Here is a 26,799-nt window from a genome sequence, read left to right as displayed (position 1 = left end):
CGATGAACTCGAGCGCCGCCGGCTCAAGCTTGAAGCAACACTTGCGACAAGACGCCCGGCAAGCCACGAGGGGAAGAACGGTACAGAGTCGAACGGTGTGACCGGCTACGGCCAGGCACTCAAGCTGTCCAGCGAGTTCATCGCCGGGATCGCGGTGGGTGTCGGTCTGGGTTGGATCATCGATCGGCTGGCGGGCACGTCGCCTTGGGGCTTGATCGTGTTTCTGCTGCTTGGCTTCGGTGCCGGTGTGCTCAATGTCCTGCGTTCAGCGGGAATGGTTACGGAAGCCGGCATCAGGTCGGCCGATAAGCGGCCGGACGAGCCGGAAAAGAAATAGTAGCGCTGCAAGGCGCAATTTAGGCGAAGGGGGGCCAGCGTGGCCAACGATCCTATTCATCAGTTTCAGATCTCGAAATTGATTCCGATCGAGATCGGTGGCCTCGATTTCTCCTTTACCAATTCGGCTGCCTTCATGGTCGCTACAGTGGTCTGCGCCGGAGCCTTTCTGTTCCTGACGACGTCGAGCCGCGGCCTGGTGCCGAGCCGCATGCAGTCGGTTTCGGAAATGTCCTACGAATTTGTGGCCTCGATGCTGCGCGACGCCGCCGGCTCGCAAGGCATGCGGTTCTTTCCGTTCGTGTTTTCGCTGTTCATGTTCGTGCTCGTCGCCAACCTGCTCGGCCTGTTCCCTTACTTCTTCACCGTCACCAGCCATCTCATCGTCACCTTCGCGCTGGCGCTGCTGGTCGTCGGCACGGTCGTTGTCTACGGCCTCATGAAGCACGGCTTCGGCTTCTTCAAACTGTTCGTGCCGCAAGGCGTGCCTGGGATCCTGGTGCCGCTGGTGGTGCTGATCGAGGTGATCTCGTTCCTGTCGCGCCCGGTTAGCTTGTCGGTTCGTCTTTTCGCCAACATGCTGGCTGGCCACATCACGCTTAAGGTTTTTGCCGGTTTTGTGACCTCCCTTAGCGCGCTCGGCGCTGTCGGAGTTGCCGGCTCGCTGCTGCCGCTGCTGATGACGGTCGCCATCACCGGTCTGGAAGTCCTGGTCGCGTTCCTGCAAGCCTATGTGTTTGCGGTGCTGACCTGCATGTACCTCAACGACGCCCTGCATCCGGGCCATTGAGCAAGAATTCGTCGGCGGCTTGCCGCCGGTGGGGAAATCGCAACTAAGTTTCGATCCACAAGGAGTTGGACAATGGAAGTAGACGCAGCAAAGGCAATCGGCGCAGGCATCGCCTGCCTCGGCATGGGTGGCGCAGCCATCGGCCTCGGTAGCATTTTCGGTAACTACCTGTCGGGCGCACTGCGCAACCCGTCGGCAGCTGATGGCCAGTTCGGCCGCCTGATTTTCGGCTTCGCCGTGACCGAAGCTCTCGGCATTTTCTCGCTCCTCATCGCCCTGCTGCTCCTCTTCACCTGAGAACCGGCTAAGCGATTGAACCGGCCGCGCGTTGCGGCCGGTAGGATGGACAGGGGAAAGAGATGTTTGTCACACCGGGTTATGCCGAGGAAGTCGCTCCTGCGGCTGGAGCAACTCAGACCGATGCCGGTACCGGGGCTCACACGAGCACGGGCGTTGAGCACGGCGCAAAAGGCGTTTTCCCGCCCTTTGATTCGTCGTCCTATCCTTCGCAGCTCTTGTGGCTCGCGATCACTTTCGGCCTGTTTTATCTCTTCTTGAAAAACGCCGTGCTGCCGCGTGTCGGCGGTATCCTTGAGGTGCGTCGCGATCGCATCGCAGGGGATCTCGACCAGGCCGCCCGGATGAAGTCCGAGGCGGATGCGGCGGTTGCCGCTTACGAGCAGGAGCTTGCCGCGGCGAAAGCCAGGGCAAACGTCATCGGCCTGGAAGCACGCGACGCTGCCAAGGCGGAAGCCGAAGCCAAGCGCAAGGAAGTTGAAGCCGGGCTTGACCAGAAGCTCACCACGGCTGAGGCTCGCATTGCTACCATCAAGGCTAACGCCATGAAGGAAGTGGGCTCCATCGCTGAGGACACCGCTGCGGCGATCGTCCAGGCTCTGGGTGCCGGCAAGGTCGACAAGGCCGACATCGCTGCTGCCGTCAAGGCAGCGGGCAAGTAGGAGCAAGGCCATGGACGCAACATTCTGGGCCACAGTCGCTCTCGTCATTTTCATCGCACTTGTCCTGTACCTGAAGGTGCCGGGCATGCTGTCGAAATCGCTCGATGAGCGTGCCGACCGCATCCGCGCCGAGCTCGAAGACGCACGCAAGCTGCGTGAAGAAGCCCAGCAGCTGCTCGCCGAGTATCAGCGCAAGCGCAAGGAAGCCGAGAAGGAAGCCGCCGACATCGTCGAGTCGGCCAAGCGCGAAGCCAGCCTTCTCGCTGAAGAAGCACACAAGAAGACCGAAGAGTACGTTGCTCGCCGGACCGCGCTTGCCGAGCAGAAGATCGGCCAGGCGGAGCGCGAGGCGGTCAACGAAGTCCGCGCCAGCGCAGTCGACCTTGCGGTCGAGGCGGCCCGCCATATCCTTGGCGGCAAAGTGGACGCCAAGACCAGCACCGAGCTGTTCAAGGGTTCGGTTCAGGAACTGAAGGCCAAGCTCAACTAAGTCGAGCAGGCCAAACGAATATGAAAAAAAGCCGCTGGAATTTCCGGCGGCTTTTTTGTTGCCTGACGGTGAGTTCGTGGAGGCAGTCCGAGGCGAGTGCGTCCTTCGCGCCTCGAAGTTGGGGGCGATCAGTCCCTGAACGGTGCGAAGGAAATGCGGTGCAGGCGAAGCGACGCGCCGTGCTCGACGATCGCGGCGCGATGGCGCGCGGTGGCGTAACCCATGTGGACTTCGAAGCCGTAGCGATTGTCGTTTGAGCCGCAGGCAGACATCATCCGGTCGCGTGTCACCTTGGCGACGATCGAAGCCGCGGCAATGGATTGCGAACGCTGATCGCCCTTGACCAGTGCGCGGCAGGTGCAGGCAAGGCCGGGCGGGACGTCGCGGCCGTCGGCGAGCGCTGATTTGGCAATCATGGGCAGGCCTGCCAGCGCCCGCCGCATCGCTTCGAGACTGGCCTTGCGGATATCGCTTCGGTCGATGCTGTCGGCCGAGACGGATGCGACAGCGACGCCGAGCGCCTTGCTAAGCACTTCGTCAAACAGCTTCTCGCGCTGCACCGCCGAAAGACGCTTCGAATCATCAAGCCCAGCTGGAATGTTGTCGGGGTCAAGCACGACGGCAGCCGCCACGACCGGGCCGGCAAGTGGCCCACGCCCGGCTTCGTCGAGCCCCGCGCATGGCCACAGGCCAGCTGCCATCGCCTTCTTTTCGAAGGCGAAGTCGGGCTTTTCGATGAATTCGAAGAGGGGCGGAGAATCGGAACGCGGTCGAGCCATATTGCGGCGATGCTCGCATCGGCTCCGATTCTCCGCAAGTCTTTCCCGACCGATTGGGGCGGCGGTCAGGAAAGGTACACCGTCAGCTGGCCACGGGGAGGGGCCGGACGGGGTGGTGGAGGCGGACCGGCAATGCGGTCCGCCGTATCGGTCAAAGCAGCGTCAGCTGCAACTGGTCCTTGGGGGCGGCTTCAAACAGGTCGGTCCTGAGCGGCGTGCGCACGGCGTTGAGGCCCAGGCGCTGGGCGGCGATCTCGAAGCGGCGGCCTATCTGCCAGGCATAGGGACCTTTGCCCTTCATGCGCTTGCCCCACTCCGAATCGTAATCCTTGCCGTCGCGCATCGAGCGGATCAGCGACAGCACATGGCGATAGCTGTCGGGATAATGACGCAGCAGCCAGTCCTTGAAGATCGGGCTGACTTCGAGAGGCAGGCGCAGGATGACGTAGCCTGCGCCGGTCGCACCCGCGGCCTTTGCCGAATCGAGAATGCGTTCGATCTCCTGGTCGGTGAGGCCGGGGATGATGGGGGCGACCATCACCGAGACGGGAATCCCGGCATCGGACAGTTGCCTTATCGCCTCAAGCCGCTTGGTCGGGGTCGCGGCACGTGGCTCCATGGTACGGGCCAGCATGCGGTCGAGCGTGGTGACCGAAAGCGCGACCTTGGCCAGGCCCTTCTCGGCCATGCGGCTGAGGATATCGATGTCTCTGACAACCATTGCCGACTTGGTGACGATGCCGACCGGATGGTTGCGCGCCTCCAGCACTTCGAGCACTTCGCGCATGATGCGCCAGTGCTTTTCGATCGGCTGGTAAGGGTCGGTGTTGGTGCCGATGGCGATGGTTCGCGGCTGGTAGCCGTCCTTCGACAGCTCGCGGTCGAGCAGTTTTGCCGCATCGGGCTTGGCAAACAGCTTGGACTCGAAGTCGAGCCCAGCCGACAGGCCCATATAACTGTGCGTCGGCCTGGCGAAGCAGTAGACGCAGCCATGCTCGCAGCCGCGATAGGGATTGATCGAGCGGTCGAAGGAGATGTCGGGCGACTCGTTGCGGGTGATGATGGTGCGCGGCTTCTCGACCTGGACCTCGGTCTTGAAAGGCGGCAGCTCCTCAAGCGTGCTCCAGCCATCGTCGAAGACGTGGCGGCTCACCGGCTCGTAGCGCCCGGAAGGATTGACGCCAGCACCTCGGCCGCGCCTGCGCTCGTGATTGATGCGCAGGCCGCTTTCCTCGATCATGGCATTGGCCATTCCGGCTCCGCCGCCCTTGAAAGCGGCAATATCGGCCCGTGCAATGGGTTCCATTTCACTATCTCCCGAAGGGAAAAGCACCGCCCGTCGATTCGTTCGGCATGAAACTATTCCTATTGTGAAAAAGAGAACAAAGCAAGAACTTTGTGGTAGGAGCAGAGAAGCTGGCGCTTGRGCCGGCTTTCGGATATGCGGCTAGATATGCTGAGCGTTCTGATCGAGACCAAGGACGACGAGGAGGGGCTGGCGCGTACGCTGGCCTCGCTGGTCGGTGGTGCGGTCGAAGGTGTCGTGCGCGAGGTGATCGTCTGCGACCGCGGCTCGACCGACCAGACCCATTATGTCGCCGAGCATGCCGGCTGTGCTTATGTCGCCAGCGGCGGCATTCAGGCAGGCATAGCGCAGGCCAAGAGCGATTGGCTGCTTCTGATCGAGCCCGGCGCGCGCCTTGCCGAGGGCTGGACCGAGAGCGTCGTGCGCCATATGAGCCGGCTGGCGATGGCCGCGCGCTTTACGCGCTCAAGAGCGAGCAACCGGCCGTTCTGGGAGCGGGTGACCTCACGGCCGCGCGCGCTGGAGCAGGGGCTGGTCATCACCAAGAAGCAAGCGGCGGTTCTGGGCCGCAACGGAGCCGATGCCGAAGGCATCGCGCGCGGGCTGGCGATGAAAACGCTCGACGCAGAAATCGTCGTCGCGCAGCGCTAACTGGTTCAGTCGAATATCACGCCGGCTTGGCCCCACCGCGCCTGAGATGCTCGTCGAGGCGCGGCATGATCTCCACGAAATTGCACGGCATGTGGCGGTAGTCGAGCTGTGCCTTGAGGATGCCGTCCCAGGCGTCGCGGCACGCGCCTGGCGAACCCGGCAGCACGAAGACGAAAGTGGCGTTGAGCACGCCGCCGGTGGCGCGTGACTGGATCGTCGACGTCCCGATCTTGTCGTAGGAGATGCGGTGGAAGAGGGCGGAGAAACCGTCCATCCGCTTTTCGAAGATCGGCTCCAGTGCATCTGGCGTGACGTCGCGTCCCGTGAAGCCGGTGCCGCCGGTGGTGATGATCACGTCGATCTCGGGATCGAGCGACCAGGTGGTGACGCGGTCGCGGATCTGGTCCTTGTCGTCGGTGACGATGTCGCGTGCCTTCAGCACATGACCGGCCTCGGTGATGCGGTCGGCGAGCGTCTGGCCCGATCTGTCGTTTGCCTGCGTGCGCGTGTCGGACACGGTGAGCACCGCGATTCGGACAGGCACGAAGGGGCGGGGCTCGCTTGCCATTGTCTTGGGCTCCTAGGTCCGGGTCGTGGTCGCGGCGCTGAACCAGTTGGGGTGTACGCCTGAGATTGCCTCGGCAGCGCGCGAGGCAGCAGTGGCACCGTGGAAGATGCCGAAGCAGGTGGCGCCGGAACCCGACATGCGGGCGAAGGCAGCGCCAGACCGGCGAAGGGCGGAAAGTACCTCAGTGATCGAGGGTTCGATTGAGATCGCCGCCGGTTCCAGGTCGTTGCGGGTGGCGGCGAGCCAGTCGAGCACCGTGTCGGCGCTGTCGAGCGGCGCAAGTGCGGGGTTGTCGCGCGAGGCCAGCGCACGGAATACTTTCGGGGTCTCGACGGCGACACCCGGATTGACCAGCACCAGATGAAGCGCGGGGAAATGCGTGACAGGTTCGAGCTGTTCGCCGATGCCACGCGCAAACAGCGGGCGCCCTGTCAGGCACATCGGCAGGTCGGCGCCGAGCGGCAAGGCGAGATTCGCCAGCGCTGCCGCATCCGCAGGGATGCGCCAAAGCTGCTTGAGTGCTCGCAAGGTGGCGGCCGCATCGCTCGACCCGCCGCCGATACCGGAAGCGACCGGCAGGTTCTTTTCGAGCGAGATCGAAACCGGTTCGGTGGTGTGAGCGGGGAAGGCCGTGCGCAGCGCGTCGCGGGCGCGCAGGACGAGATTGCCGCCGTCGCGCGGCACATCGCCAGCGAATGGACCGTCGACGAAGAAGCGGTCCTCATTTGAGGCAGTCACGGTGATGCGGTCGCCGAGTTCGGCGAATACGACCAGAGAGTCGAGCAGATGGTAGCCGTCGGCGCGCTGGCCGGTGACATGCAGTGCAAGGTTGATCTTGGCCGCGGCGAGTTCGGCGAGCGCAACGCTGTTCAAGGTCACGGGCTGGTCGTCAGTCTTTCTCAAGCCGGTATTCGCCGGTCTCCGGATCTTTGACGAGAGTCCCGTTGGCGCCGGTCTGGCGCTGCTTTTCGCTGCGGCGCACCTTGGCGGTCACCCGGTTGGCTTCCTTGATGAAGGAGCGATAGCCGATATATGCCACCACGCCGACAAGCACGAAAAAGATGAGCTGAGGCATCGTCATTCTCCTCCCGTCGGGGGGCCGCGTTCCGGCCAGTCGGGGTTTCCCCTCAATGATAATCCGCTATCTCTGTTTTTTCAAAGGCCGAACCGGCTCCACAGCGCGCGCTCTTCCGCCGCATCCACAAGCCCTGAGGCGACCGCGCCTGCGACCTCGGGCGTGAAGCCCAAGGCTGACGAGCCCAGGCCCAGCCTGCGGCCGAACAGTCCGCGCGGTGCGGTGATCAGCTTGAGCTCGACCTTGGCGCCATAGCGGTCCCTGAGCACGGTGCGCATGTCGCCGAGCGAGTCGACCAGTCCGAGTTCCAGCCCCTTCTTGCCCGACCAGAACAGGCCGGTGAACAGGTCTGGATCGTCCTTGAGCTTGGCGCCACGGCGGTCCTTGACCATGTCGATGAAGGTCTGGTGGACCTCAAGCTGCAGCTGTTTTAGCCGCTCGACGTCTTCTTTCTTTTCCGGCTTGAACGGATCGAGCGTCGCCTTGTTTTCACCGGCGGTATAGACGCGGCGCTCGACGCCGATCTTCTTGATCAGCTCGGTGAAGCCGAAGGATGATGAGACAACGCCGATCGAACCGACTATGGAGGAGGGGTCGACGATGATCTCGTCGCCGGCAATCGCGATCATGTAGCCGCCTGAGGCAGCGACGTCCTCGACGAAAACCAGCACTTTCTTGTTTTTCTCAGCGGCGAGGTCGCGGATGCGCTTGTAGATCAGGCGCGCCTGCACCGGCGACCCGCCGGGCGAATTGATCGAGATGGCGACAGCCGGCGCGCTGGTGATCGAGAAGGCTTTTTCGATCAGGCCGGCGGTGGTTGCGAGCGAAAGAGTGGGGCGGAACTGGCCGCCACCCGACATGATGGCGCCTTGCAGCCTGATGACAGGAATGACGACTTCGCCGCCACGCATGGATTTCGGCAGCAGGCGGCGGAACGGGTTCTTCACTTAGTCTCTCCGGTCAGTGTCATGCGGGATGTATGTATTCTTGTGACATCCGCAATGCTCGAGCGTTGCTCAATCGCCGAAAAGCGACGAGCGGCCGCTGCTTATGTCTTGGGCACGTTGCGAGAAGCTGTCGTTTTGCTCATGCAGCACCAGTGGCGGGCATAGCGCCAACGGCGCCCGCGAGGCCCGCACCGCGCGTATGATGACGCGGATCGCTGCCGCGTCCTCGCGCGGATGCACCGGAACGATCTCGGCCTTGCCGAAGCGCCCGTCCATGGCCGTCAGGATCGGTACCAGCTGTTCTGGCCTTGCGATGACGGCGAAGCCGCCGCGTGGCTTGACCATGGCAGCGGCACTTCGGATCCAGTTTTCGAACAGACCGTCTTCCATGACATGTGCCTGTCGCTTCAGTGCATCAGGCGTCGGGCGATGGTGCTGAGGGTTGAAAGGCGGGTTCATGATGACGAAGTCGAGCGAGGCGTCGGCGAGCCCGGCCTCTGTCCGTGCCTTGCCCGATAGGCCGACGTCGGCGACGAGAACGGAGGTGCGCTGGGCGAGCTGTGCGTTGCCGGGATGGGCTAGCGTTGCCTTGGCGAACGCTGCCATTTCCGGAGTGAGTTCGACCAGAAGCACCTGTGCCGACTTGCAGCGTGAGGCAACCGCAAGGCCCGCGGCACCGGCGCCGGCACCGAAATCGGCGAGCCGGCCGGAAAAGGCGTCCGGCACCGCAGCGGCCAGCATGAGCGCGTCCATGCCGGCGCGATGTCCATCGTTCTTGGGTTGGACCAGCCAGAAGTCGCCGCGATGGAAGGCGTCCACCGAATGCGGCGGCAGCTCCAAATCTTCGGTTTGCGTCGGCTGAATGGTCACTTCCGGTGGATTTCGTGCTCGATACCAGCATCGGTGAGCAGCTGCCGCGCTTCGTCGGCGTCGTCCTCGTCGATCATGATGCGGCGCGGCAGGATGCCGATCGAACCGTCGAGCACGCTCATGTTCTGGTCGGCGACGAAGCAGCTGATACGCGCGTCGCGCAGCAGCGATTCCACAAAGGAGATGATGACGGCGTCGTTGGTGCGGATGAGTTCGATCATGTGGTGAAATTCGCAGTTTGGCGCGACGAAGTAAACGCTACCTGTTGCACCGCGCCAATTCGCCACTTGCGGGCACGGTGCATGCCGCCCTAGAATCGCCTAAGAGATACGCGCGCGACCACGCGTTTGTGTAATTGGGAGTGTTGGCCTTGGGTGTCGTTCTCAACATCGAGAAGGGAAAGCGGGACACCGCGTCGATCAAGGACCTGATCGACCTGACCTCGTCCGACATGACCAGGGTCAATGAGCTGATCCTGTCCAAGGCCGGATCCGATGTCGAGATGATCCCGGAGGTGGCCAACCACCTCATTTCGTCGGGTGGCAAGCGCCTGCGTCCAATGCTGACGCTCGCTGCGGCCCAGATGTTCGGCTATTCCGGTGAGCACCATGTCAGGCTCGCCACGTCGGTCGAGTTCATGCATACGGCAACGCTGCTGCATGACGACGTCGTTGATGAAAGCGATTTGCGCCGGGGCAAGAAGACCGCGCGCACCATCTGGGGCAACCAGGCAAGCGTGCTGGTCGGCGATTTCCTGCTTGGCCRGGCCTTCCGCATGATGGTCGAGGTCGGCTCGCTCGAAGCACTCGATATCTTGTCTTCCGCCGCATCGATCATCGCCGAGGGCGAGGTCATGCAGCTTGCGGCGGCCAAGAACCTCGAAACCACCGAAGACGAGCATTTTGCCGTCATCAAAGCCAAGACCGCTGCGTTGTTTTCGGCTGCCGCCGAAGTCGGGCCGGTGATCGCGGGTGCGTCAAAGAACGACAAGGCAGCCCTTCGCTCCTACGGCATGAACCTTGGCCTTGCTTTCCAGCTCATCGACGATGCGCTGGACTATGGTGGGTCGAGCAAGGACCTCGGCAAGAATGTCGGCGACGATTTCCGCGAGGGCAAGGTCACGCTTCCGGTCATCCTGAGCTATCGCCGGGGCACTGCCGCCGAGCGTGCTTTCTGGAAGAGCGCCATCGAGGACGGCGTTTCCGACGATGCCGCACTTGAAAAGGCTGTCGGCCTGATGGTGCGCCACAGTGCCATCGCCGATACGATCGGCCGCGCCAGCCACTTTGGCGAGATCGCGCGCGACGCACTTGCGCCGCTCGAATCCACGCCACAGAAGGCAGCCCTGCTCGACGTCATCGATTTCTGCATCAGCCGCGTCGTCTGAAGTCGGAAATGGCGCCACTCTGGCGCACATATTCTGGAAACCTTAAGCCGGTTGTCGGATTGTGAAGTGGTGGCGGATTGAAGCGCGACCCCAAAAAGGCCATGCTTGGCAACGAAAACCAAGTTGCGGCCACAGATCCCGCCTCGCGGGTGTCATGATGACCATACGACCTGACTAGGAAGGACATTCATGCGGCAGCGACGCGCAATCTGGCTTTTGGGCCTGGCAGCTCTTGCGGGCTTTACCGCCCTGACCCAGCCCGGATATGCCAAACAGGTCTCCGAGCCGGTCGAAATCAGTTCGTTTTCAGGGGCTTATCTGGCGGCACGCGTCGCTGAAGCCGATGACGATCTCGACAGTGCGATTGCCTATTACAAACGCGCCCTGGCCTTCGATCCCGCAGATACCGCGCTTCAGCAAAGTGTGATGCTGGCGCTGATCGCGCAGGGTCGGTTCGACGAGTCGCTGCCTTACGCCGAGATGTTGAAGACGGTTCCCGATGTGGAACGTTTCTCGCGGCTGGCGCTGGCAGTCGATACGTTCCGCAAAAAGGATTACGAAGCCGCAGAGAAATGGCTCAAGCTGGCCCTCGAATCCGATCTGGACCGGTTGATCACTGGCACCATGACTGCCTGGGCCAAGCAGGGCGAAGGCCGTGGCGGCGACGGGCTGCAGTTCCTCGACAAGCTCCAGGGGCCGGAATGGTATGATCTGTTCAAGACCTATCACCAGGCGCTGATTGCCGAGACGACCGGCAAGAACGACAAGGCCAACGAAATCTACCGCGCAACCATCGACAATGTTGGCGCCGGCAGTGCGGCACCCGAGACCTGGATGCGCGCGGCCGAGGCATATGCCGGCTTCCTGGCACGCACCGGCAAGAAGACCGAAGCTCTGGCGATCCTCGACCGTGCCGACGAGTTCGCGCCCGGCAAGCTGCCGATTTCAGCATTGCGTGAGAAGATCACCAAGGGCGAGAAGATCCCGCCTCTGGTGACCGGCCCGAATGACGGTGCCGCCGAAATCCTGCTCAATTTGTCGACCGCACTCAATCGCGGCGGCGGCGAGCCTTTCGTCCGGCTTTATCTGCAATATGCGCTGGCGCTGAAGTCCGAGAGCGACGAACTTCTGGTTCAGCTTGCAGCCATCGCCGAGCAGCAGCAGGACAGCGAGGCGGCGATAGCACTTTATCGTCGCGTGCCGGCGACGTCGCCGCTGAAGCGGCTGTCGGAGCTACAGCTTGGCCTCAACCTCGCCGACCTCAAGCGTCATGACGAGGCGATCACGCATCTCAAGGCCTTGGTCGATGCCAATCCCGACGACATGCGCGGATATCTGGCGCTTGGCGGGGTCTATGCCTCTACGGAAAACTACCGCGCGGCAGCCGACGTCTACGACAAGGCGGTTGGCGTGCTGAAGACGCCGACCAACGCCAACTGGAACATCTTTTATCAGCGCGGCATCGCTTATGAGCGGCTGAAGGAATGGCCCAAGGCCGAGCCGAATTTCCGCGAGGCGCTCAAGCTGTTCCCCAATCAGCCGCAGGTGCTGAACTATCTCGGCTATTCTTGGGTCGACATGAATACCAATCTCGAGGAGGGCCTCGGGATGATCAAGCAGGCCGCCGATCTGCGGCCGAGCGACGGCTACATCATCGATTCGCTCGGCTGGGCCTATTACCGCCTTGGCCGCTACGATGACGCTGTGCGCGAACTGGAGCGCGCCGTATCGCTCAAGCCCGACGATGCGGTGCTGAACGACCACCTTGGCGATGCCTACTGGCGTGCCGGGCGCAAGCTCGAGGCGACCTTCCAGTGGAGCCATGCACGCGACATGAAGCCGGAGCCGAACGTCCTGGCCGAGGTCGAAAAGAAGCTCGCCAACGGCCTGCCGCCACTGCCCGAGAAGCCCACGGCCCTGGAAGCCCCGGCCAAGCCGCCGGTGACCGAGATCAAGCCGGCGGCACCGGCACCGGACAGCCAGAAAAAGAGCGAGGCGGAGACGCCTGCGGCCGAGCCCGCGGTTCAGGCGATCCCGGCTTCCTACAAGGTGCTGCGCGGCCAGTCCTTGTGGTCGATCTCCAACGAGGTGCTTGGCGATGGCGACCGCTATCGCGAGATCCTCGACCTCAACCCGCAGCTGCGCGGCGACCCCGCCCGGCTCGCACCGGGCCAGGAACTTCAGCTGCCGGGCAAGTGAGCCGCATCGCGCGGCCACTGCTTGACCCTTGCCGAAGGCCGGACTAGGACGAACCGTCTTGCGGTCCCGCAGTCGTGCGGGGCGCGCGCCAATGATCGAGCTTCGCCCGTGACCAACCCAATGCCCGCCCACATGCACCCCAGCCGTTCGTTTCAGGGGTTGATCCTGACGCTGCACAATTTCTGGGCCGCGCAGGGCTGCATCATTCTCCAGCCCTATGACATGGAAGTGGGCGCGGGAACGCTTCATCCTGCAACCACGTTGCGCGCGCTTGGACCCAGGCGCTGGAATGCCGCTTACGTGCAGCCCTCGCGCCGCCCCAAGGACGGCCGTTACGGCGAGAACCCGAACCGGCTGCAGCATTATTACCAGTATCAGGTGATCCTGAAGCCGAACCCGGCTAACCTCCAGGAGCTCTATCTCGGCTCGCTGGCGGCGATCGGCATCGACCCGCTGGTGCATGACATCCGTTTTGTCGAGGACGACTGGGAAAACCCGACAACCGGTTCGGCGGGGCTCGGCTGGGAGTGCTGGTGCGACGGCATGGAAGTGTCGCAGTTCACCTATTTCCAGCAGGTCTGCGGCATCGAATGCGCACCTGTCGCCGGCGAGCTGACCTATGGTCTCGAGCGCCTGGCGATGTATGTGCAGGGCGTCGATAACGTCTACGACCTCAATTTCAACGGCCTCGAAGGCGACGACAAGGTCACCTATGGCGAAGTCTTCCTGCAGGCCGAACAGGAATATTCCCGGCACAATTTCGAGCACGCCGACACAGCCATGCTGTTCAGGCATTTCGCCGACGCCGAAGCCGAGTGCAAGGCGCTGCTCGATGCCGGCGCGCCTGCCGAAGGTGGCAATCGCCACAAGATGGTGTTCCCGGCCTATGACCAGTGCATCAAGGCGAGCCATCTGCTTAACCTGCTCGATGCGCGTGGCGTGATCTCGGTCACCGAGCGCCAGAGCTACATCCTGCGCGTGCGCAATCTCGCCAAGATGTGCGGCGAGGCGTTCCTGCTGACGGAAGCGGGCGGCAGCGCCGAAGGCGCGATGACGGACAAGAAAGATGGCATGCGGATGGAGAAACTCTGATGCCGGATTTGCTGCTCGAACTTCGTTCCGAAGAAATCCCCGCGCGCATGCAGCGCAAGGCCGCGGGCGATCTCAAGAAGATGCTGACCGATGGTCTTGTCGAAGCCGGCCTCACCTATGAGGCGGCGCGCGAATATTGGACGCCGCGCCGGCTGACACTCGATATCAGAGGGCTGACTGCGCGCTCCAAGGACATTCGCGAAGAGCGCAAGGGCCCGAGCACCAAGGCGCCTGAAGCCGCGATCCAGGGCTTTTTGCGCGGCGCCGGCCTCGCTTCGATTGCCGAGGCACATGTCCACAGCGATCCCAAGAAGGGCGATTTCTACGTCGCCCACATTTCCAAGCCCGGGCGCTCGGCCGAAGAGATCATCGCCGAGCTGATGCCGACGATCATCAAGAGTTTCCCGTGGCCGAAGTCGATGCGCTGGGGCCCGGCGTCAGCCAAGCCCGGCAGCCTGCGCTGGGTGCGCCCGCTGCAGTCGATCGTCTGCACCTTCGGTCCCGAGACCGAGGAGCCGGTCGTGGTCGACTTCGAAGTCGACGGCATCCGTTCCGACAACGTCACTTATGGCCATCGTTTCCACGCGCCCGGGGCCATCAAGGTTCGGCGTTTCGAGGATTACGCCGCCAAGCTCGAGGTGGCCAAGGTCGTCATCGATGCGGACCGCCGCAAGGAGATGATCGTCGCCGACGCGCGCAATCTCGCCTTCGCCAATGGGCTCGACCTTGTCGAGGACGAGGGGCTGCTGGAAGAGGTTGCGGGCCTGGTCGAATGGCCAGTCGTGTTGATGGGCACCTTCGAAGATGCCTTCTTGCAGATCCCGGCCGAGGTCATCCGCTTGACCATCCGCGCCAACCAGAAATGCTTTGTGACGCGCCCGCATGGCAGCGAGGACGCGCTGTCCAACCACTTCATCCTGACCTCGAACATCGAGGCCAAGGACGGTGGCAAGGAGATCGCCCACGGCAACGGCAAGGTGGTGCGCGCGCGACTCTCCGATGCACTCTATTTCTGGAACACCGACCAGCACGATCTGCCTGACCTTGATACGCTAAAACAGTCGGCCGGGGCCTTCGGGCTCGACCTCAAGAAGCCGCTTGACCAGCGCATGGCCCGTCTTGATCATCTCGGCGTGACCTTCCATGCCAAGCTCGGGACCCAAGGCGCGCGCGTCCAGCGCATTCGTGGCCTGGCGCGCGAGATCGCAAAGCTTGTCGGCGCCGAGCCGAAGCTGGCTGACCGCGCGGCTGTGCTCGCCAAGGCGGACCTCCAGACCGAAGTCGTTGGCGAGTTCCCCGAATTGCAAGGCGCGATGGGTCGCAAATATGCGTTGCTGCAGGGCGAAAGCCCCTCGGTCGCTGCGGCAATCGAAGAACACTACAAGCCGCAAGGCCCGTCCGACCGCGTGCCTGCCGACCCGGTTTCGGTGTCGGTGGCGCTCGCCGACAAGCTCGACACGCTGGTCGGCTTCTGGACAATCGACGAGAAGCCGACGGGTTCGAAGGACCCTTACGCGTTGCGTCGTGCAGCACTCGGCATCGTCAGGATCATCCTGTCGGCGCGCGGTCGCCTGCCGCTGCAGCAGCTGTTTGACGCCGCGCTGCGACAGCTTGAAGAGGCTTCCGTCCAGCGCCGGCTCGCCGCGTTCGAAGCGTCGCAGGCCGCCATCGACAGCGGCGATGTCGACGGCGAACAGGATGTCGACAATGCGCTTGCCGCCTTCGAGGCAGAGCTGCGCAAGGAGACGATTGATCGTGTGGCGCCGCTCAAGGCTGACCTGATCGCGTTCTTCCATGATCGCCTGAAGGTCTATCTGCGCGAGCTTGGCGCCCGCCACGATCTGATCGACGCGGTGATCACGCCTGATGCCGACGACCTCTTGACCATCACCCGCCGTGTCGAAGCGCTTGGCAAGTTCCTCGACACCGAAGACGGCAAGAACCTGCTCGCCGGCACCAAGCGTGCCGCGAATATCCTGGCCGCCGAGGAGAAGAAGGGGACAAAGGTTGCCGACGCCGTCGACGCGGCTCTTTTCCGCGAAGAGGCGGAGAGCGCGCTGTTTGCGCCGGTGGATCAGGCCGTCAGCGAAGCCGGTCAAGCAATTCGCAATGAAGACTTTTCCGCCGCCATGCGCGCGCTGAGCGTGTTGCGTGAACCGGTTGATTCATTCTTCGAGAAAGTTCTCGTCAATGATGAGGATGTAGCCGTCCGCGCCAATCGCTTGGCGCTGCTCGCCCGCATCCGTACCGCGACCGATCAGGTCGCCGACTTCTCCAAGATCGCGGGTTGAGTGGACAGAGCGAAACCCGGCTATTGAGGTTCGGCTGATACCGTTTCCTCGACGGGCGCCGTGCTGTCGTTTGGCAACGGCGCCTGATCGCCTGCCGCAGCTTGCTGCGCGGGCGCCATGGCTGCCGGCTCAGGCGATGCACTGCCAACGTCACCGCCGCGGATGACCATCAGTTCGCCGCCCGCCTTGGCGTTGGAGATTTTGGCCGAGGCGTCGATTGCCGCGACCTTGCCTGTATCGATGGATGGAACACCGACATCGACGATCGACCTGCCAGCCGATTTTGGAGCGTCGACCAGAACGGATGACGGGCTGGTGCCATCGCCTTCGACAACGATGATCGAAGACCCATAGGCAGTACCGGACATCGAGATACCGGCCGCAAGAAACGCAGCAAACAGACGCATTTGGCCCCCGGAGTTGAAGCAACCCTAAGGYGCAATGTAGCTGGCTGTCAGTTGCAACCGGCTTGCGAAGATGCCGCGCATTTTAGGCAATGGCTGAATCTTGGGCGCCGCGCCTTGTCGCAGCACCTGAGGCGGGCTAGGGACCGGGCATGCAACTGGAAGCTATGACGTGGCGGAACTGATCGCAGCGGACAAGGCAATGGAGCGGGCGCTGGCGCTGCTTGGCGCGGGCGAGGTCGTCGCCATACCTACCGAGACCGTTTATGGCCTGGCCGGCGATGCCACCAATGGCGAGGCGGTCGCGCGCATCTTCGAGGCCAAGGGCAGGCCGCGTTTCAATCCGTTGATCGCCCATGTCGCCGACATGGCCATGGCCGAACGCATCGGCGTGTTCGATCCGCTGTCGAGGAAGCTCGCCGAAAAGTTCTGGCCGGGGCCTTTGACGCTTGTCGTGCCGTTGCGCCCAGGTTCGGGCATCCATCCGCTGGTGACGGCCGGGCTCGACACGATTGCGCTGCGCATGCCCAAGGGCTTTGGCGGAACTTTGATTGCAAAACTCGGGCGCCCGCTGGCGGCCCCCAGCGCCAACAGCTCGGGCAAGATCAGCTCGACCAGCGGCGAGGCGGTGGCGAGCGACCTTGGCGAACGTATTCCGCTGGTCGTCGACGGCGGCGCGACGTCGGTTGGACTCGAGTCGACCATCGTCAAGGTCGAGGACGGCAAGGTGCGTCTGCTGCGCCCAGGCGGTGTTCCCGCAGGTGAAATCGAAGCTGTCGCCGGTATGCCCTTGCTGCGCGGCATGACTGCCGGCATCGAGGCGCCGGGCATGCTGGCCTCGCATTATGCGCCCGGTGCGCAGATGCGGCTCAATGCCGTGCGTATTCAGGCAGGGGAGGCGCTGTTGGGGTTCGGCCCAAATCGCGCCGAGGGCTGGCAGCAGGCGCGCGCTTTCCTCAACCTGTCCGAGGCCGGCGACCTGCGCGAAGCTGCGACAAATCTGTTTGCCCATCTTCAAGCGCTCGACCGCAGCGGCGCCGAACTGATCGCCGTCGAGCCGGTGCCATCAGACGAACTCGGCGAGGCGATCAACGACAGGCTGGCGCGCGCCGCGGCACCGCGTGACATTCCCCACATCTGAACTTAGCTTTCATCACATGACCCAGAATCTCTCCGGCCTCGATCCCGCGCTTGCCGAGCGCTTTACCGCCATCGTCGGCGACCGCTATGCGGTCCGCTCGCAAGCCGACATCGAACCTTATGTGCACGAACCGCGCGGGTTGTTCACGGGCGCGACCTCACTGGTGCTGCGTCCGGCAAATGTCGAGGAGGTGAGTGCGATCATGAGGCTCGCCACCGAAACCCGCACGCCGATCGTGCCGCAAGGCGGCAATACCGGCCTGGTCGGCGGTCAGGTGCCCGACCATTCGGGCGGACAGGTCGTTTTGTCGCTGTCGCGGCTCAACCGCATTCGCGAGATCGATCCGGTGTCCAATACGGTGATCGCCGAAGCTGGCGTCGTGCTCGATGTGCTGCACAAGGCGGCTGACGACGTCGACCGGCTCTATCCGCTTTCGCTTGCCTCGCAGGGTTCGTGCCAGATCGGCGGCAATTTGTCGTCCAATGCCGGCGGCACCGGCGTGGTCGCCTATGGCAATGCGCGTGAACTCTGTCTCGGCGTCGAGGTGGTGTTGCCCACCGGCGAGGTGCTTGATGATTTGCGCAAGCTCAAGAAGGACAACACCGGCTACGACCTGAAGAACCTGTTCGTCGGTGCCGAGGGCACGCTCGGCGTCATCACCGCTGCCGTGCTCAAGCTCTATCCCAAGCCCAAGGGCCGCGAGGTTGCCTGGGTCGGCCTGGCGTCGCCCGACGCTGCCCTTGCGCTGTTCGACCGTGCCCAGGGCCTTGCCGGCAGCGCCCTGACCGCGTTCGAGCTGATCGGGCATCTGCCGATGGAATTTGCCATGCGCCACATTCCCGACGCGCGTCCGCCGCTGGAAGGCGACTGGCCCTGGCAGGTGCTGATGGAAATCTCGTCAGGACGCTCGGCTGAGGATGCCCGCACGCTGATCGAGGATATTCTCTCAGCCGGCTTCGAGGCCGAGCAGGTCGGCGACGCGGCGATTGCCGCGAGCGTCGGCCAGGCCAACGAATTTTGGCGCCTGCGCGAGATGCTGCCGGAAACGCAAAAGGCCGAAGGTGCGTCGATCAAGCACGACATTTCGGTGCCGATCGCCAGCATCCCCGCCTTTATCGAACAAGGCGCGGTTGCCGTGGCAAGTGTCTGCCCCGAGGCGCGGGTGGTCTGCTTCGGCCACATGGGCGATGGCAATTTGCACTACAACATCTCCCAGCCGGTCGGCATGGACAGCGCGTCATTCCTCGGCCTGTACCSCCAGATGAACAAGGCGGTGCATGACGTTGTGCGCGCGATGAACGGTTCGATCTCGGCCGAGCATGGCATCGGCCAGCTCAAGCGTGACGAGCTGATCGCCACAGCACCACCCATCGCCATCGACCTGATGCGCCGGATCAAGTCGGCGTTCGATCCTGCCGGTATCATGAACCCCGGCAAGACGATTTGAACGTCTCTGGTGGCATTCCGATAACCATCGGAGAGATCAGCAAAATTTAACCCAATTTCTTAAGTGGGGCGGTAAGGACCCCCCGCTAGTGTCCTTCCCAACGAGACCGGGAAAACTGGTCCGGAGAGACCGGAAACCGGCTCTCAGGAGATAACAGGAAGGCACAATATGAACACCGGACTGAAGCCAGTCTGGGCGGGACGCAACATGCGCCTCGACCCGTTCCGCTTGCCGCAGAAGGTCAGCTACACGACGCGTGATGACCTTGGCGACGTCACCTTCACGATCGACCACCGCGGCGCGGTGATCCGCCGTGTGCTGGCGCAGAGCGGGCTGCCCGCCGCCATCGCACTGCCGGCGCGCGCTTTTCGTGGTGTCGCTGCGCGTGCCATGGAAGACGAGGATCTCAACGTCACGGTGACGCTGGAACTGCTGCACAACGATCCGATGCTTTCGGTGCCGCTACTGGTCGCCGACGATCTCGAGGACGTTGCCGCCGACTGGCGCRCCTGGGCTGATTTCTACAACCTGCCGATGCTGCTGATCGAGGCGGACGGTGTTGCTCGCACATTGGAAGAGTCGCTCGGCGCGGCGATCAAGACCATGCCGCCGCAGGAACGCCGCAAGGGCCGCGTGTCGCGCATGCGCCGTCCGCGTTTCCTCGCCCGCCGCAAATCAGGCACGCTCGGTGTTCGGCTCGTTATCGACGGTGAAGAGATTATCGCCCGGGCATGACGCGAACTAGATCAGCGGCTTCAGCGCCACCCAGGCGCCGCCGCAGACCAGACCAATGAAGATGATCCAGCCAATCTGGCCGTTCGACCTGAACAGCCTGAGACACTGGTCTGGATCATCGATGTCGAGCGTGATGATCTGCCTTGCCATATGCGCACCGGCGGCAACCAGGCCGGCGAGTGCGGGCATCGGCACCTGTGCGATGGCAAAGGCTGTGGCAAACAGCATCAGCGCGCCGGCATAAAGCCCGACCAGCCATGATTTGGTGTTTTCGCCGAAGAAACGCGCGGTCGATTTCACGCCGACCAGCGCGTCGTCTTCCTTGTCCTGGTGGGCGTAGATCGTGTCGTAACCGATCACCCACATGATCGAGCCGAAATAGAGCAGCACGGCCGGGCCGTCGATGTCGCCGAACTCGGCCGCCCAGCCCATCAGCGCGCCCCAGGAAAAGGCAAGGCCGAGCACGAACTGCGGCCAGTTGGTGAAGCGTTTCATGAACGGGTAGATCGCAACGATAGCCAGTGACGAGATGCCGAGCAGGATAGTGAAGCTGTTGAACTGCAACAGCACCACAAGCCCGACCAGTGCCTGGAGCACCAGGAATACCCACGCCTGACGGCGGCTGACCTGGCCGGAGGGAAGCGGACGCGAACGCGTGCGCTCGACCTGAGCGTCGATGCCCTCGTCGACGATGTCGTTGTAGGTGCAGCCGGCGCCGCGCATGGCGATGGCGCCGACAAGGAAGAGAGCCAGGAACCACGGCGAGGGCAACAGCGAGATCAGGCTGTCGCCTGGCCGCGCAAACGCGCTTGCCGCCATGGCAACCGACCACCAGCAAGGCCAGAGCAACAGCACCCAGCCAATCGGCCTGTCCCAGCGCGCGAGCTGTGCATAGGGCCACAGCCCGCGCGGCAAGGCGCGGTAGACCCAGTGTCCGCTGGGGGCGTCGGCAACCCGGCCCTGGCCGGCTTTCGATTGGATCTGTTCCATGTGTTGGGAGTGCCAGCGGCGCGCGCGGGCGTCAAGACGCTCAGGCTTGATATAGATTATGCGTACGTATATATGTACAGATATGGATCAAGGAGGTCGACATGACCTACGTTACGCTTACCGAATTGCGCGCCAATATGGCCAAGCACTTCGACAAGGTCGAGGAAGACCGGACCGAGCTGATCGTCACGAGACAAAATCATGAGCCTGTGGTGGTGATGGCGCTTTCCGAGCTCGAAGGTCTCCGCGAGACCCTGCACCTGCTGAGCTCTCGCGCCAATGCTGAGCATCTCCAGCGTTCGATTGCAGAGCTCGATGCTGGCGAGGTGGTTGAGCGAGATTCGATCGGGTAATGCGGATCATCTTCTCGCAAGCTTCGTGGTCTGACTACTTGTTTTGGCAGCAGAGCGACAAGGCTGTCTGTGACAGGATAAATGAGCTTATCAAGGATACGATGCGGTCGCCCTTCGTTGGGATCGGCAAGCCGGAACCCCTTTCTGGCAACTTCTCAGGCTTTTGGTCCCGACGCATCACGCGCGAGCACCGCTTCATCTACCGGGTGACCGGAAAAGGCGAAACGCAGGCGCTGGAGATTGCCGCATGCCGCTATCACTATGACAGGTAGCTGGTCGCCGTTTCATCGACTGCTGACAATCGGCAGCTCGTTCTCTCCTTGACCTTAGCCGCCACGACCAATAGCGGGTGCATCACATTCCGTTTCGGCAAGAGGTCACTGGCATGAACATCCTGCTCATCGGCTCCGGCGGCCGCGAACACGCGCTGGCCTGGAAGCTTGCGGCGTCGCCCATGCTGACCAAGCTTTATGCCTCGCCGGGCAACCCGGGCATCGCGCAGGAGGCAGAACTGGTGGCGCTCGATGTCGCCGACCATGCGGCGGTAGCAGCGTTCTGCAAGGACAAGGCCATCGATCTCGTCGTCGTAGGTCCGGAGGGCCCGCTGGTCGCCGGCATCGGCGATGACCTGCGCGCCGAGGGCATTCGTGTCTTCGGTCCGTCCAAGGCCGCGGCCCAACTCGAGGGCTCCAAGGGTTTCACCAAGGATCTGTGCACCCGCTACGGTATTCCGACTGCTGCCTACGGCCGTTTCGACAACCCCGCCGATGCCCGCGCCTATGTCGAAAAGATGGGTGCGCCGATCGTCATCAAGGCCGATGGTCTGGCCGCCGGCAAGGGCGTGACGGTGGCGATGACACTGGATGAAGCGTTGGAAGCGGTGGATGGCTGCTTCGATGGCGCGTTCGGCGGTGCTGGCGCTTCGGTGGTGGTCGAAGAGTTCATGACCGGGGAGGAAGCCAGCTTCTTCTGCCTGTGCGACGGCAAGACCGCCCTGCCTTTCGGCACAGCACAGGACCACAAGCGCGTCGGCGACGGCGATGTCGGGCCCAATACTGGCGGCATGGGCGCCTATTCTCCCGCTCCCGTCATGACGCCCGAGCTGATCGAACAGACGATGCGCGAGATCATCGAGCCGACGATGCGCGGCATGGCCGATATGGGTGCGCCGTTTGCCGGCGTGCTGTTTGCCGGCCTGATGCTGACCGACGAGGGGCCGAAGCTGATCGAATACAACACCCGCTTCGGCGACCCGGAATGCCAGGTGCTGATGATGCGGCTCAAGGAAGACCTTCTCGTACTGCTCAACGCCGCCGCCGACGGCCAGCTGGCGCATGTGTCGGCGCGCTGGCGCGACGAGGTGGCACTCACGGTTGTGATGGCGGCCAAGGGCTACCCTGGCACGCCGGAAAAAGGCTCGGTGATATCAGGTATCGACAAGGCCGAGGCGTCAGGCGCCCAGGTATTCCATGCCGGGACAGCGGTTCAGGATGGCAAGATCGTCGCCAATGGCGGGCGCGTGCTGAATGTCACGGCGACAGGCCGCAGCGTCAGCGAAGCGCAGAAAAAAGCCTATGCGGCGATCGACCAGATCGATTGGCCGGAGGGATTTTGCCGCCGCGATATCGGCTGGCGCGCCGTGGAGCGCGAACAGCAGGCTTAGCGCCCGGCGCTGTCCAGTTCGGTGGAAGCCGTCGCGACCGGATCGAGTTCAGCCTTGCTGCTTGCGCGCAGGCGCTGGTCGAGCCTGGCAGCGGCATATTCAGCCATGCCGTTGGCGTAGCGGCTGGCGGGAACCTTGATCGCCGGCAGGGCGCTGAGAACTGCCTTGTTCCAGCTCGACCGCAGCGTTTCGGCGAGAAGATCAAGCCGCACCGGATAGGCGACCGAGGCATAGGTGATGCGGCTTTCGCCCTTGAGGCCCTGATCGCGTGCGATCGGCACTGGCACATTGACCATGAACTCGTCGGTCGTCTCGATCAGCTGGCCAAATGGCCAGACCTTGCGCAGGCCGTCCGCGTCCATCGGCGCGACATTGACGTCGATGTCGTTGGGCGTGCCGGCGACGCGGTAGGGGCAGCGCCGGATGCCGCAATTGGCCTGCGCCGAGAATTGCCACAGCGAATAGCCTTGCCAGTTGCCTTTCGGAAAATGGATGCCGATCTCGGGCTTGTAGCGCGCATACCACAGCGGCAGGCGCGACAAGAGCCGGTAGCGGTAGCGATTGTCGGCGATGTAACGCGATGTCGTGCCATTGGTGTAGAGGATCGGGTAGCGGCCGGTACGCGAGAAGATGCGGCGCACGAACAGCTCTGCGTCCTCCAGCGACATCCATTTGGTCGGATCGTTTTCCTCGATGTCGATGGCCATCAGGTCGTCAGGGCCGGGCTCGGCGAAGTCGAGGAAGTTGTCGGCCTGCTCGATCGGATTGCCGGGACGGGCGAGGTGGTAGGCGCCCCATTTGAGGCCAAGCGCCTTGGCGACCACCTTGCGCGTGTGGAACAACTCGCGGGCCACCGCATGGCGTTTCCAAAGTGCCTTGCACAGCTTGTAGGCTGTTTCCTCGCCGGAGCAGGAATAGGGCGGCGGCAGGCCGTCCGAGGCCTTGTTGATGAAGCCGACGATGCGCTTGTCGCCCGACAGCTTCTGCCAGTCGATGGAGTTGTATTCGTAGGCGTCGATGACCAGCGCGCGGTCGACCTTCTTCCACGGTTCGGAGAAGTCGGAGGCATGGGAGACGACTGGAAGGTGGAATGTCCACGCGGCGGTGAGCGCAGCGAGCGCAAGTCGGTGAAGCTTAGACGCCAGTCCCCTCAAAGGCGATCCTCGGTGACGAACCGATGGTGGACCGCCATGGTTAAGGAAATACTGATGAAGCTCCACCGTCCCTAGGTTGAAAGCGACAGTGACGGGGTGTCACTCAAACGGATCAGGCGCGGGCGTGGTCGGCAGCGTGCCTTCGGCCGCGCGTTTGCGATGGTGCGCGAGCGAGCATTTCGGCGAACACAGGATGCCGCGATCCGTCCAGTAGGCCGCGCCGTCCTCGATCTTACCGCCGTGATACCAGAAGCCTTCGGAACGGTAGGGCAGGCCGCATTCGATGCAGCTATAGGCGTCGGGCCGGGCGAGCATGGTCATCCTCTTCGATTTCGCGACTTCTACCCACCTGAGACTTTGGTGCAAAGTGCGGCCAAAAACTTGACGTTTACGTCAAAAGTCACTTCCCCTCGTTGAAGGAAGACGGCTAGTGTGCGTGGCAGGCGGTGGTGAGGCCGCGACAGCAGTTCATCAGGACAGGCAGGAGGAAGCGTCATGTATCGCGCCCCGGTGGAAGAAATAGCCTTTGCGCTGAAGCATGTCGCGGGCCTGAAGGCCGCGCTCGACGCCGGCACCTTCGGCGACCTCAGCGAGGACCTGATCGACGCCATCCTGGGCGAGGCCGGGCGTTTCGCCACCGAGGAGGTGGCACCGCTCTACAAGGTCGGCGACCGCACCGGCGCCAGGCTCAAGGACGCTGCGGTGACCATGCCTCCCGGCTGGAAGGATCTGTACAAGCATTGGACTGAAGGCGGTTGGAACAGCCTGAACGGTCCCGAGGAATATGGCGGGCAAGGCCTGCCGACCATGATGGGGGTCGCAGCCCTTGAAATGTGGAACTCCGCCTCGATGGCCTTTGGCATCGGTCCGACCTTGAGCATGGGTGCGGTCGAGGCGCTGGAAAAGCATGCCTCCGAGGAGCTGAAGGCGGCCTATCTCGCCAAGCTCGTCTCCGGCGAGTGGATGGGCACCATGAACCTGACCGAGCCGCAGGCCGGTTCGGACCTTGCGGCCCTGCGGACGCGCGCCGAACGGGCCGACGACGGCACCTACCGCATCTTCGGCCAGAAGATTTTCATCACCTATGGCGAGCACGATTTTACCGACAATATCGTTCATCTGGTGCTGGCGCGGTTGCCCGATGCGCCAGCAGGCACGCGCGGCATCTCGCTGTTTTTGGTGCCGAAATTCCTGCTCAACGAGGACGGCACGCCGGGTGAGCGCAACGACGTGTTCTGCTCGGGCCTCGAGGAGAAGCTCGGCATCCATGCTTCGCCAACCTGCACGATGATTTATGGCGATGGTTTTGCCAAGGACCGCGAGCCGGGCGCCGTTGGCTGGCTCATTGGTGAGGAACATCGCGGGCTCGCCTGCATGTTCACCATGATGAACAATGCCCGCTTGCTGGTCGGTATCCAGGGCGTGGCCATTGCCGAGACCGCGTTCCAAAAGGCGCTCGCCTATGCCAACGACCGGCGCCAGGGCAAGGCGTCGTCCTACAAGGGCGAGGGCATGGCGCCCATCGTCCATCATCCCGATGTGCAGCGGAATCTGCTGACCATGAAGGCGCTGACACAAACCGCGCGTGCCCTTGCCTATTCCTGTGCGCACGCCATCGACATGGCTCGGGTTTCGGAGGGTGCGGACAAGGCGCATTGGCAGGACCGTGCCAATCTTTTGACGCCGGTCGCGAAAGCCTTTGCCACCGATGTCGGTGTCGACGTCGCTTCGCTCGGCGTGCAAATCCATGGCGGCATGGGTTTCATCGAAGAGACCGGTGCCGCGGYCCTTCTGCGCGACGCCCGCATCGCTCCGATCTATGAAGGCACCAACGGCATCCAGGCGATCGACCTGGTGACCCGCAAGCTGCCGCTCGGCGGCGGCGAGCATGTATTCGGCTACATCAGGGAGCTGGATGGTATTGGCATCGCGGTGGCTGCGATGAATAGCGAAGCCTATGGCCGCACCGCGCTCAATCTCGATCAGGCGCTGGACGATCTGCAGGACGCTACGCGCGATCTGCAAATCAAGCTCAGCGACGGCCGAACGGACGATGCCCTGGCCGGCGCTACGCCATATCTCAGGCTGTTCGCGCTGGTGGCCGGTGGCGCCTATCTGGCGCGCGCTGCCCTTGCCAACGGCGATCAGAACCGCATCGCCCTTTGCCGGTTCTTTGCCGAAAACCTGCTTGGCGAGACGGGGGCACTGAAGGATCGCATCACCGGTGGCGCGGGCAGCCTTGCCGCTGCCGCCACGGCGCTGATTTCGGCGTGACATCTGGGACGAGGACGAGACTGAAGTGAGCGACCACATTCTCATCGAGCGGCAGGACGCCGTGCAGATCATCCGGATGAACCGTCCGGACAAGAAAAACGCCATCACGCGCGCGATGTATGCCGAGATGGCGGCAGCACTTGCCGCAGGCGATGCCGATCCGGCCGTGCGCTGCCATGTCTTCCTTGGCGTGCCCGGCGCGTTTTCGTCCGGCAACGACCTTGCCGATTTCATGGTGATCGCGACCGGCGGCGAAGGCGGCGGCGAGGTGTGGGATTTCCTGCTGGCGATCGCCAAGACCGAAAAGCCTGTCATCTCGGGTGTCGACGGCATCGCCGTTGGCATCGGCACGACCATCAACCTGCATTGCGACCTGACCTTCGCCACCCCGCGCACGGTGTTCCGCACGCCCTTCGTCGATCTCGGCCTGGTGCCAGAGGCGGGCTCCAGCCTGCTTGCGCCGCAGGTGCTTGGCTACCAGGGCGCCTTTGCTTTGCTCGGGCTCGGCGAGGGTTTTTCGGCCGAGCGCGCGCAGGCATCGGGGCTGATCTACAAGGTTGTCGCCGAAGATGAGCTGGAGGCGGCAACACTTGCCGCTGCCCGCGAGATCGCAGCCAAGCCGCCGCAAGCGCTGAAGATCGCCCGCGACCTGATGCGTGGCGACCGCTCGGCGCTTGTTGAACGCATCAATGAAGAGGGCGCGCATTTCCGTGCCCGGCTCAAGTCTGACGAAGCGAAAGCCGCACTCGTCGCCTTCATGTCGCGCAAAAAGGGCTGATGGCACCGGTGAACGAGGCGGCGCGATGACAAATCCGGTGGTGACGGTCGGTGCGCTTCTTGTGAACCAGCACGGGCAGGTTTTGCTCGGGCTACGTGCACCCTGGAAGAAGGCATGGCC

The 26,799-nt window shown here is 63.2% G+C and carries 30 protein-coding genes; 18 read left to right on the top strand and 12 right to left on the bottom strand.

Going from position 1 to position 26,799, the window contains the following annotated elements; all coding sequences use genetic code 11:
• The 5 genes from AC1DUU_RS02840 to AC1DUU_RS02820 form a co-directional block, all read left to right on the top strand.
• On the top strand, positions 1-337 hold a 337-nt coding region (locus AC1DUU_RS02840), incomplete at its 5' end, for an AtpZ/AtpI family protein (RefSeq protein WP_476781897.1).
• A gap of 39 nt (positions 338-376) precedes the next feature.
• A complete protein-coding gene (locus AC1DUU_RS02835) occupies positions 377-1,126 on the top strand; it encodes a F0F1 ATP synthase subunit A (RefSeq protein ID WP_476781896.1) in 750 nt (249 codons plus the stop codon).
• A gap of 72 nt (positions 1,127-1,198) precedes the next feature.
• Complete coding sequence (locus AC1DUU_RS02830; RefSeq protein ID WP_476781895.1) at positions 1,199-1,423, top strand: F0F1 ATP synthase subunit C; 225 nt, start codon at positions 1,199-1,201, stop codon at positions 1,421-1,423.
• Positions 1,424-1,485: 62 nt separating this feature from the next.
• A complete protein-coding gene (locus AC1DUU_RS02825) occupies positions 1,486-2,085 on the top strand; it encodes a F0F1 ATP synthase subunit B (protein WP_476781894.1) in 600 nt (199 codons plus the stop codon).
• Positions 2,086-2,095: 10 nt separating this feature from the next.
• A complete protein-coding gene (locus AC1DUU_RS02820; protein ID WP_476781893.1) occupies positions 2,096-2,575 on the top strand; it encodes a F0F1 ATP synthase subunit B in 480 nt (159 codons plus the stop codon).
• A 128-nt stretch (positions 2,576-2,703) separates the two neighbouring features.
• Here AC1DUU_RS02820 and AC1DUU_RS02815 read toward each other — a convergent pair whose 3' ends face one another.
• Together AC1DUU_RS02815 and AC1DUU_RS02810 are read right to left on the bottom strand one after the other, a co-directional pair.
• Positions 2,704-3,354, bottom strand: coding sequence for a ribonuclease HII (locus AC1DUU_RS02815; protein ID WP_476781892.1), 651 nt, complete (start codon positions 3,352-3,354; stop codon positions 2,704-2,706).
• Between the two features lie 151 nt (positions 3,355-3,505).
• Entirely contained in the window at positions 3,506-4,660 is a 1,155-nt protein-coding gene (locus AC1DUU_RS02810) for a PA0069 family radical SAM protein (RefSeq protein ID WP_476781891.1), read from the bottom strand.
• Positions 4,661-4,807: 147 nt separating this feature from the next.
• Here AC1DUU_RS02810 and AC1DUU_RS02805 point away from each other — a divergent pair, with 147 nt between their 5' ends.
• A complete protein-coding gene (locus tag AC1DUU_RS02805; protein ID WP_476781890.1) occupies positions 4,808-5,311 on the top strand; it encodes a glycosyltransferase in 504 nt (167 codons plus the stop codon).
• A gap of 16 nt (positions 5,312-5,327) precedes the next feature.
• Here the strand turns inward: AC1DUU_RS02805 and moaB are convergent, their stop codons facing one another.
• The 6 genes from moaB to AC1DUU_RS02775 form a co-directional block, all read right to left on the bottom strand.
• Positions 5,328-5,879, bottom strand: a complete 552-nt coding sequence (moaB, locus tag AC1DUU_RS02800) for a molybdenum cofactor biosynthesis protein B (RefSeq protein WP_476781889.1) — start codon at positions 5,877-5,879, stop codon at positions 5,328-5,330.
• 12 nt (positions 5,880-5,891) lie between these two features.
• Complete coding sequence (locus AC1DUU_RS02795) at positions 5,892-6,782, bottom strand: 4-(cytidine 5'-diphospho)-2-C-methyl-D-erythritol kinase (protein ID WP_476781888.1); 891 nt, start codon at positions 6,780-6,782, stop codon at positions 5,892-5,894.
• On the bottom strand, positions 6,769-6,954 hold the full coding sequence (locus tag AC1DUU_RS02790; RefSeq protein WP_476781887.1) for a hypothetical protein: 186 nt from the start codon (positions 6,952-6,954) through the stop codon (positions 6,769-6,771). Before AC1DUU_RS02790 ends, AC1DUU_RS02795 begins: the two co-directional genes overlap by 14 nt.
• Positions 6,955-7,034: 80 nt before the next feature.
• The gene (locus tag AC1DUU_RS02785; RefSeq protein ID WP_476781901.1) at positions 7,035-7,865 is read right to left on the bottom strand and encodes a S49 family peptidase; all 831 of its coding nucleotides are present in this window, start codon (positions 7,863-7,865) and stop codon (positions 7,035-7,037) included.
• Between the two features lie 105 nt (positions 7,866-7,970).
• Positions 7,971-8,765 carry a tRNA1(Val) (adenine(37)-N6)-methyltransferase gene (locus tag AC1DUU_RS02780; protein WP_476781900.1) on the bottom strand — a complete coding sequence of 265 codons (795 nt, stop codon included), beginning with the start codon at positions 8,763-8,765 and terminating at the stop codon, positions 7,971-7,973.
• Positions 8,766-8,767: 2 nt separating this feature from the next.
• Positions 8,768-8,992, bottom strand: a complete 225-nt coding sequence (locus AC1DUU_RS02775; protein ID WP_476781886.1) for a putative signal transducing protein — start codon at positions 8,990-8,992, stop codon at positions 8,768-8,770.
• A gap of 149 nt (positions 8,993-9,141) precedes the next feature.
• Here AC1DUU_RS02775 and AC1DUU_RS02770 point away from each other — a divergent pair, with 149 nt between their 5' ends.
• From AC1DUU_RS02770 to glyS, 4 genes are all read left to right on the top strand, one after another.
• Positions 9,142-10,158, top strand: coding sequence for a polyprenyl synthetase family protein (locus tag AC1DUU_RS02770; RefSeq protein ID WP_476781885.1), 1,017 nt, complete (start codon positions 9,142-9,144; stop codon positions 10,156-10,158).
• A gap of 189 nt (positions 10,159-10,347) precedes the next feature.
• On the top strand, positions 10,348-12,357 hold the full coding sequence (locus AC1DUU_RS02765; protein ID WP_476781884.1) for a tetratricopeptide repeat protein: 2,010 nt from the start codon (positions 10,348-10,350) through the stop codon (positions 12,355-12,357).
• A gap of 108 nt (positions 12,358-12,465) precedes the next feature.
• Positions 12,466-13,449, top strand: a complete 984-nt coding sequence (locus tag AC1DUU_RS02760; RefSeq protein ID WP_476781883.1) for a glycine--tRNA ligase subunit alpha — start codon at positions 12,466-12,468, stop codon at positions 13,447-13,449.
• A complete protein-coding gene (gene glyS / locus AC1DUU_RS02755; RefSeq protein WP_476781882.1) occupies positions 13,449-15,740 on the top strand; it encodes a glycine--tRNA ligase subunit beta in 2,292 nt (763 codons plus the stop codon). The genes AC1DUU_RS02760 and glyS overlap by 1 nt, the downstream gene beginning before the upstream one ends.
• Positions 15,741-15,760: 20 nt before the next feature.
• Here the strand turns inward: glyS and AC1DUU_RS02750 are convergent, their stop codons facing one another.
• Complete coding sequence (locus AC1DUU_RS02750; RefSeq protein WP_476781881.1) at positions 15,761-16,147, bottom strand: hypothetical protein; 387 nt, start codon at positions 16,145-16,147, stop codon at positions 15,761-15,763.
• 199 nt (positions 16,148-16,346) lie between these two features.
• Here AC1DUU_RS02750 and AC1DUU_RS02745 point away from each other — a divergent pair, with 199 nt between their 5' ends.
• From AC1DUU_RS02745 to AC1DUU_RS02735, 3 genes are all read left to right on the top strand, one after another.
• Positions 16,347-17,285, top strand: a complete 939-nt coding sequence (locus AC1DUU_RS02745) for an L-threonylcarbamoyladenylate synthase (protein ID WP_476781899.1) — start codon at positions 16,347-16,349, stop codon at positions 17,283-17,285.
• Between the two features lie 16 nt (positions 17,286-17,301).
• Positions 17,302-18,732: an FAD-binding oxidoreductase gene (locus AC1DUU_RS02740; RefSeq protein ID WP_476781880.1), complete on the top strand. Its 1,431-nt coding sequence runs from the start codon at positions 17,302-17,304 to the stop codon at positions 18,730-18,732.
• Positions 18,733-18,900: 168 nt separating this feature from the next.
• Positions 18,901-19,467 carry a DUF6101 family protein gene (locus tag AC1DUU_RS02735; protein WP_476781879.1) on the top strand — a complete coding sequence of 189 codons (567 nt, stop codon included), beginning with the start codon at positions 18,901-18,903 and terminating at the stop codon, positions 19,465-19,467.
• Between the two features lie 6 nt (positions 19,468-19,473).
• On the opposite strand, the gene ubiA is transcribed toward AC1DUU_RS02735, so the two are convergent.
• Complete coding sequence (gene ubiA / locus AC1DUU_RS02730; RefSeq protein ID WP_476781878.1) at positions 19,474-20,457, bottom strand: 4-hydroxybenzoate octaprenyltransferase; 984 nt, start codon at positions 20,455-20,457, stop codon at positions 19,474-19,476.
• Positions 20,458-20,558: 101 nt separating this feature from the next.
• On the opposite strand from ubiA, the gene AC1DUU_RS02725 reads away from it, so the two are divergent.
• The 3 genes from AC1DUU_RS02725 to purD all read left to right on the top strand — a co-directional run bounded on the left by AC1DUU_RS02725 (position 20,559) and on the right by purD (position 22,473).
• Complete coding sequence (locus AC1DUU_RS02725) at positions 20,559-20,810, top strand: type II toxin-antitoxin system Phd/YefM family antitoxin (protein WP_476781877.1); 252 nt, start codon at positions 20,559-20,561, stop codon at positions 20,808-20,810.
• The gene (locus AC1DUU_RS02720) at positions 20,810-21,082 is read left to right on the top strand and encodes a Txe/YoeB family addiction module toxin (protein ID WP_476781876.1); all 273 of its coding nucleotides are present in this window, start codon (positions 20,810-20,812) and stop codon (positions 21,080-21,082) included. The genes AC1DUU_RS02725 and AC1DUU_RS02720 overlap by 1 nt, the downstream gene beginning before the upstream one ends.
• A 113-nt stretch (positions 21,083-21,195) precedes the next feature.
• The gene (gene purD, locus AC1DUU_RS02715; RefSeq protein WP_476781875.1) at positions 21,196-22,473 is read left to right on the top strand and encodes a phosphoribosylamine--glycine ligase; all 1,278 of its coding nucleotides are present in this window, start codon (positions 21,196-21,198) and stop codon (positions 22,471-22,473) included.
• On the opposite strand, the gene AC1DUU_RS02710 is transcribed toward purD, so the two are convergent.
• Together AC1DUU_RS02710 and AC1DUU_RS02705 are read right to left on the bottom strand one after the other, a co-directional pair.
• The gene (locus tag AC1DUU_RS02710) at positions 22,470-23,627 is read right to left on the bottom strand and encodes a glycoside hydrolase family 25 protein (protein ID WP_476781874.1); all 1,158 of its coding nucleotides are present in this window, start codon (positions 23,625-23,627) and stop codon (positions 22,470-22,472) included. The two genes, purD and AC1DUU_RS02710, sit on opposite strands and share 4 nt — an antisense overlap.
• A gap of 99 nt (positions 23,628-23,726) precedes the next feature.
• Positions 23,727-23,942 carry a hypothetical protein gene (locus AC1DUU_RS02705; protein ID WP_476781898.1) on the bottom strand — a complete coding sequence of 72 codons (216 nt, stop codon included), beginning with the start codon at positions 23,940-23,942 and terminating at the stop codon, positions 23,727-23,729.
• Positions 23,943-24,122: 180 nt separating this feature from the next.
• On the opposite strand from AC1DUU_RS02705, the gene AC1DUU_RS02700 reads away from it, so the two are divergent.
• A complete protein-coding gene (locus AC1DUU_RS02700; protein WP_476781873.1) occupies positions 24,123-25,901 on the top strand; it encodes an acyl-CoA dehydrogenase in 1,779 nt (592 codons plus the stop codon).
• A 25-nt stretch (positions 25,902-25,926) separates the two neighbouring features.
• Positions 25,927-26,679, top strand: a complete 753-nt coding sequence (locus tag AC1DUU_RS02695; protein ID WP_476781872.1) for a crotonase/enoyl-CoA hydratase family protein — start codon at positions 25,927-25,929, stop codon at positions 26,677-26,679.
• Positions 26,680-26,799: the final 120 nt, after the last annotated feature.

This window comes from Aminobacter sp. P4_H6_2 (assembly GCF_056400805.1).
This window is presented reverse-complemented; position numbering and strand designations above follow the sequence as displayed.